At 60.3% G+C, this 6,405-nt stretch carries 6 protein-coding genes; 4 read left to right on the top strand and 2 right to left on the bottom strand.

The features are described from left to right. Positions 1 to 73: 73 nt before the first annotated feature. Positions 74 to 1,006: a helix-turn-helix domain-containing protein gene (locus KW835_RS24665; protein ID WP_255593919.1), complete on the bottom strand. Its 933-nt coding sequence runs from the start codon at positions 1,004 to 1,006 to the stop codon at positions 74 to 76. Positions 1,007 to 1,220: 214 nt separating this feature from the next. Between KW835_RS24665 and pobA the strand changes: the two genes are divergently transcribed. Together pobA and KW835_RS24675 are read left to right on the top strand one after the other, a co-directional pair. Further along, positions 1,221 to 2,393, top strand: coding sequence for a 4-hydroxybenzoate 3-monooxygenase (pobA, locus tag KW835_RS24670; RefSeq protein WP_218387324.1), 1,173 nt, complete (start codon positions 1,221 to 1,223; stop codon positions 2,391 to 2,393). 413 nt (positions 2,394 to 2,806) lie between these two features. Further along, positions 2,807 to 2,968 (top strand): hypothetical protein, encoded by a 162-nt coding sequence (locus KW835_RS24675; protein ID WP_218387326.1) that lies wholly within the window; start codon positions 2,807 to 2,809, stop codon positions 2,966 to 2,968. Positions 2,969 to 3,164: 196 nt separating this feature from the next. Here KW835_RS24675 and KW835_RS24680 read toward each other — a convergent pair whose 3' ends face one another. Continuing rightward, positions 3,165 to 4,115 (bottom strand): IS481 family transposase, encoded by a 951-nt coding sequence (locus KW835_RS24680; protein ID WP_218387328.1) that lies wholly within the window; start codon positions 4,113 to 4,115, stop codon positions 3,165 to 3,167. A 696-nt stretch (positions 4,116 to 4,811) separates the two neighbouring features. On the opposite strand from KW835_RS24680, the gene KW835_RS24685 reads away from it, so the two are divergent. Beyond that, positions 4,812 to 5,468 (top strand): SLATT domain-containing protein, encoded by a 657-nt coding sequence (locus tag KW835_RS24685; protein ID WP_218387330.1) that lies wholly within the window; start codon positions 4,812 to 4,814, stop codon positions 5,466 to 5,468. Positions 5,469 to 5,580: 112 nt separating this feature from the next. Next, positions 5,581 to 6,342: a putative sensor domain DACNV-containing protein gene (locus KW835_RS27200; RefSeq protein WP_370633686.1), complete on the top strand. Its 762-nt coding sequence runs from the start codon at positions 5,581 to 5,583 to the stop codon at positions 6,340 to 6,342. Positions 6,343 to 6,405: the final 63 nt, after the last annotated feature.

Here is a 6,405-nt window from a genome sequence, read left to right on the forward strand (position 1 = left end):
CAGCCGGTGGCGCCTGCGGACTTGCCTGTCGGGCAAGGCGTACGCACATTCAATGTTTTGGTGCGGCGCTGGCTCACACGGCGACATTGTGAGTGGTTGATGCGTCACGACCTGTAGCGATTTGTTGGGGGCGGTGGCTCGCAGCAGGCGCTGCCACCTGCGCACGAAACGCACGCGGCGACAGGCCCACATCGCGCGTGAAGGCGCGGGTGAAGTACGCCGGGTCGGCATAGCCCAGCGTGTAGGCAATGGTGGCTACGCCCAGGTTGGTGTAGGCCAGGTTGCGCCGGGCCTCGCGCATCAGCCGCGCCTCGATCAGCCGCTGGGCCGACACGCCCGTGGCAGCCCGCGCCACGCGGCTCAGGTGCGTGGGCGATACGGACAGCGCGCGCGCATAGTCCGCCACCTGCCAGTGCTCCAGAAAATGCGCCTCGATCAGCGCCTCCAGCCGCTGCACCAGGCTGGACTCTGGTGCTCCAGCGTCGCCCGGGCCGTGCGCGTCAATGGCGCGTGCCACCCAGCCCAGCAGCGTGGCGCTCAGCCCCCTCAGCACCAGTGCACGCGCCTTGGCGCGGCCCGAGAACTCCTGCCAGACCTGGCCCATGGCCTGGCGCAGTTCAGGCGGCGCGGGCGCCACGGCGGGCCGCGCCAGGTCGCGCCGCACATCGCCCACGCGCACAAAAATCTCGGCCATCAATTCATCGGCCAGCGTGGCCACCCAGCCCTGCGTGTGCTGCGTGAAGCGAAATGCATGCACATGCCCCTGCGGCACGTTGATGAGTGCGCCCGCAAACAGCGCAACCCGATCGCCGTCCAGGTGCGCCACGCCCCCTCCCGAGGTGATCAGCAGCACCTGGTGCAGCCGCGTGTGCCGGTGCGGCGCCAGCTCCCAGTCGTGCAGCACCGATCGCTCGGCGATCGTCTCGCAGTGCAGCACATCGGGCAGGTGCTGCGACTCGCCGAACAGGCTGTACGAGTGGATGGTTCCGATGTTCGAAAAGTGCATGTTCTGGCTCCATCCGTCCATTCAAAGCGGCGACTGTGCCACGTATCTTTGGGTGGTCCTTTTGACCCATGTCATCAACCCAACAGAGCGACTCACACAACTCAACGAAGCGTCCCTGGCTAGGCGTCCTGCCGCAGACAGTACAAGTAGTACGGCAAGGCAGGACAACAACGCCAGGGGAGTCTTGTGAGCCGCTCGCCACAAAGGAGACACCATGAAAACCCAGGTTTGCATCATCGGCGGAGGCCCCTCGGGCCTCATGCTCTCGCAGCTCTTGCACCTCAAGGGCATAGACACCATCGTGCTGGAGCGCCAAAGCCGCGAATACGTGCTGGGCCGCATACGGGCCGGCGTGCTGGAGCACGGCTTCGCCGCACTCATGCGCGAGGCCCAGTGTGGCGAGCGCATGGACCGTGAAGGCGAGATCCACGTCGGCTTCATCATTGCCCACGACGGCCAGATGGACCGGGTCGATTTGCACAAGTACAGCGGCGGCAGCTCGGTGGTCGTCTACGGCCAGACCGAGCTGACGCGCGACCTGTACGAAGCGCGCGACCGGATGCAGGGCATCGTCATCCACAACGCCGAAGACGTGCAGCCCCACGACCTGAAAAGCGCCAACCCGTATGTGACCTACCGCAGCGGCGACGAGGTGGTGCGCATCGACTGCGACTTCGTCATCGGCGCCGACGGCTTCCACGGCGTGAGCCGCAAGTCCATCCCGCGCGACGTGCTCAAGGAGTATGAAAAGGTCTACCCCTTCGGCTGGCTGGGCGTGCTGTCGCGCACCCAACCCGTCTCGCCCGAGCTGATCTACGCCAAGCACGAACGCGGCTTTGCGCTGTGCTCGCTGCGCTCTCAGGTGCTGAGCCGCTACTACATCCAGGTGCCGCTGACCGACACCGTGGAAGACTGGTCCGATGAAGTCTTCTGGGCAGAATTGAAACGCCGCCTGCCCGCCGAGGTGGCCGACAAGCTGATTACGGGTGCCTCCATCGAAAAGTCCATCGCCCCCCTGCGCTCCTTCGTGGCCGAGCCCATGCGCTACGGCAACCTGTTCCTGGCCGGCGACGCCGCCCACATCGTGCCGCCCACGGGTGCACGTGGCCTGAACAGCGCGGCATCGGACATCTACTACCTGTACCACGCCATGGTCGCGCACTACAAGGATGGCGACAGCACCGGCCTGGACAAATACTCCGAGAAGGCCCTGGCCCGCGTGTGGAAGGCCCAGCGCTTCTCGTGGTGGATGACGACCATGCTGCACACCTTCCCGGATTCCATCGCGTACGACCAGAAGCTGCAGGACACGGACCTGGCGTATCTGTTCTCGTCGGAGAAGGCGCTGGGGTCGCTGGCGGAGAACTATGTGGGGTTGCCGTTTTGAGCACCCGGCAGTAACACGCCACCCCATCAAAGGCCTGCATGGGGTTCCCTCATGCAGGCCTTTTTGGTGTTCCCGCATCGGCGTTGATTGCAACCTGCGGTCCGTCCGCGCACTCCCGGCGCGCCCTACGGCCTGCGCATTGCGGTCCCATGCGGCCCCCATGACAAAGCCGCTTTCCAGACAGCTGCCCTGTACAGCGATCTCCATCTGCTACGGAAAATTTAAGCAGAACTGATGCTTACGCCCGCACAGCAGGCCCGATAGCATCGCACCAAGTTTTCAGATCATTTGCCCAGTGGTGTCGGCGTCAGCGTTGCCGATGGCTTGAACACGATGAAGCTGCCGATGCAGCGTTTTGAGGCAGTGCACTTCACATCCGATAGTGCCAATCAACAGCCAGGAAAATCTCAAAGATGGATTGGGTCCCGATAGTCTTCATTGTGTTCAAGGTGGCCGTGTTTGGCACCGGCATGTTCTTTGCCATCAAGTGGCATTACGACCAAGGAAAGAAGGCGAAAGAAGAAGCCAGCAGATCGCAAATGTCGGCTGAACGCACGCCGGGCGCGTCGGAGTAGGCGGCTGAAGCCCCGCGTTCGAAAGGCCCAGCGCTCCTCGTGGTGGATAACGACCATGCTGCAGACCTTCCCTGATTCGATTGCCTACGACCGGAAGCTGCAGGACACGGACTTGGCGTATTTGTTCTCGTCAGAAAAGGCGCTCGGGTCGTTGGCGGGGAACTATGTGGGATTGTCGTTCCGAGTGTTGGGTGCGCTAGTTGTGAAGAGTCAACAGGTTATTTCCTGTTGGATTGAGTCTGTCCATAGGCACCAAGCCGCCAATGCCACTGTGTGGCCGGTGCCAGTTGTAGTGGTGCTGCCAGCTTGCCAAGGCTAGCGTTCGCTCCGCTGAGTTCTGGTAGCTCCAGCCATAGGCCCATTCGCGCAGTGCCGATTGGATGAATCGCTCTGCCTTGCCGTTGGTCTGGGGCCGGTAGGCCCGGGTGAACTTGTGCCGGATGCCCAAGGCCGTGCAGGCAGCGGCGAACTCACCTGAACGAAACGCAGCTCCGTTGTCCGTCAGCAGCCGCTTGATGGTGATGCCCAATCCCGCGTAATAGGCCACTGCATTGCGCAGGAACTGCACTGCCTGGCCCTTCTTCTCATCGGGGTGCATCGCGGTGAAGGCAATGCGGGCATGGTCATCAATGGCAACGAACAGCGTCTCCCAACCCGCTCCATCGACGGAATCCTTGCGATTGCCAGTGACCCGGTGACTTGGCCTGACGATGACACCGAGCTTCTTGGTGTCGATGTGCAGAAGATCGCCGGGCGCCTCGTGTTCGTAGCGCACCACAGGCTCAGCAGGCACCAGATCGCTCAGCTTGGACAAGCCGGCCCTGGCCAGCACGCGGGCCACCGTGGCCTGGGAGACACCTACGCTGCGTGCGATGCTGGCCTGCAGCATGCGCCGCTTGCGCAACTCCAGGATCAGCAAGGCCTTGGATGGATCGATGGCACGGGGCGAGCTGGCGGGCCTGGAGGATGCATCGGCAAGGGCAGCCTCACCGCCAGCCAGATAGCGGCCCAGCCACTTCCTGGCCGTTGGCGGGGTGACGCCTTGCACAGCAGCAGCTTGCACCGCACTGAGGCCCTGCAGTGTCATCTGCTGGACCATCTCCAAGCGACGGGCAAACGTAAGTCGGGCATGCTTATGGGTGTTCATTCGGTTGGGTGTCCTGAGTTGATTGGGTGTTTGGCGACTTCCAGTCTCTCAAACCCAATCCGGATGAACACCGGATACAACCTATTGAATCCTCACAGCTAGTGCGGTGCTTTACGGGCTATGGCGCCGTTGCGGCGCATAGTAGAAACTCCTCGAGAAAATGGAGGCTTGCACGGGATTCACCCGTCGAAGCCTTTTTCATGTGCACGGTTCGGCGTGACATGCAGACCGCGCGCACTCGTGGTACTCAGCGCACCGTACGGATCAGCGAACTGGTCCTGAATAAGTTCGCTCTTGAAGGGACGGTGGTGTACCGCAGTTCGATGAAGCCCGCGTTGCTGTCTTGTGCTGGGTGCTTTCGTTCGCTGTCTGTATCAGTGTGGACTGCCATGGCCTCTGAGCCGACGGCGGGGACCATTCTCAAATGTAGTCGTTGGCAAGTAGCTCCGCTTGCTTGCAGGCGGAAACGTGCCGTTGAAACAACGTGGCTCTGCGTGATCGCAAGCTATAGTTTGTCAGTTCGAAGCATGCAGGGTTTTCCGAAATTTGTACCCGTACGTTCAAGCAACCCTGCACCTGCGAAACCATACTGCGAGCCACTTTCAGGATAGGCATTCCTCGGAATCTCCCGGTTAGCTCACAGTACGTACAGCAAGTTTTCGGTCTGAACTCCGTCACGCCTCACAAGGAACCCCTATGTCTGCCGAACCATCCGCTGATGGCGCTCTCGCGTTGATCGAAGAACTACGGGTAGATGCAAAGCTCGGGAAGGGAAAGCACTTTGCTGCAAGTGATCGAAAGCTGCTGTGGCATCGCCTATGTGGCATTCCGGTGATTTTGGCGAACCTATTCGTCGGTATCGTACTGTTGAATCTCCAAGGTCAGGCATCGTCCCCAGCCACAACGGTGTCGGCTCCAGCCGTGACGGCGTCGGTGCCTACTTTGGTGGCGAGTGCTCCCATGGCGAAGAACGATTCAGCTGCCACAGGCTCACTTCGTGCGTTTCTCTCGAGTGATGCGCTGGCGTTGTTATCTGTCGTTTTGGCATTCAGTGCTGCAAGCCTTAGTGGTGTCCAAACTTTCTTCAACTTCTACAAATCATTCGAGGGTCACCGCGCGATTGGAAATCGATACACGCATCTTTCGCGGCAATGTAAAGCTCTCCAGCAGAAGCATCGGGATCTTTCATTCGATCCAAAGTCTTTGTGGGAGCACTATGAAAAACTCATCGCGGAGTACAACCAGATCAACATCGACGGTGAGGCGTTTCCAACCAGTGCTAGCGACCTCAAGAAGGCCCGCAATGGCCCCGTACTCTCGCGCTACCAACCACCTGCGGGCACGCCGCAATGAGGCCGGATCTTTCGCTCAACTGAACAGGCTACGGCAAGCAGCTTAAATGACATCCCTCTATCCCCCCGATCTTGTTCCGCTTGTGCAGTCCGCCTGGGGCACCACCAACCGCATGAGAGGCGAGAAGCGGCCGCCGCTGCCTGCCAGTGAGTTGCTCAAAGAACTGCTTGCACTTGCGTACCACACAAGCCTTCTTCGAGAGGAGGGCCGCAAGCTCCTATTCCGAATAATCTATTTGCCGCGCGGTTCTTCAAAGAAGGTATCGCATGCCAGGCACAGGAATTCCCGGTTAGCTGTTTTTACTGAAGACCGTGCACTAAACGTCTCCGAGCTGCGAAGACTGGCGCCAGCGGCGGATTCCAGGCGAACGATGATCTGTGCAGATCATGATTCAGAAACCGGATGGAGGGTTTGGGGTCTGCTTGATACTGGGGTTAACTGGTGGCAATTTACTAGACACGAGGCGAACAGAGGTTTCGCTCCGCCCCAGGACTTAGCTATCGGCAGTCCAGGGCCTGGTGAGATCACAGTCTCTTCGGGTGGAACCGTTCTCCTTGCCCTGCGAAATGGCTCTGCATTCCTGCCGCAAGGCTCAGCGCTGGATGCTGGGCCGGTCAGCACCCACCTTGAGCCCACGAGGAGGAAGCTCTATCGTGACTCTATAGGGCGGCTGAAAGTAAAGAAGTGGGATGAGGAAAACCACGACAACGACTACCCAAAGCGCTTCCATGACATGTGCCTTTCTCGAATCTTGTCTGGAATACGCGAACTTGCACACGGGGGCACTCTCTTGGTAGTGCCGAATCAACTTGAATCGCCCCGGTTTCTGCGGAGGCTGTTTGGTTTAAGTCAGCCCACTTCCACAGTGGCCTGACTGGCGAGTTGCCGGTAGTAGTTTGCCTCAGCCTCAGCAGGCGGGATGTACCCGATGGGTTCG

This window comes from Acidovorax sp. sic0104 (assembly GCF_019219095.1).
In the GTDB taxonomy this organism is placed as follows: domain Bacteria; phylum Pseudomonadota; class Gammaproteobacteria; order Burkholderiales; family Burkholderiaceae_C; genus Acidovorax.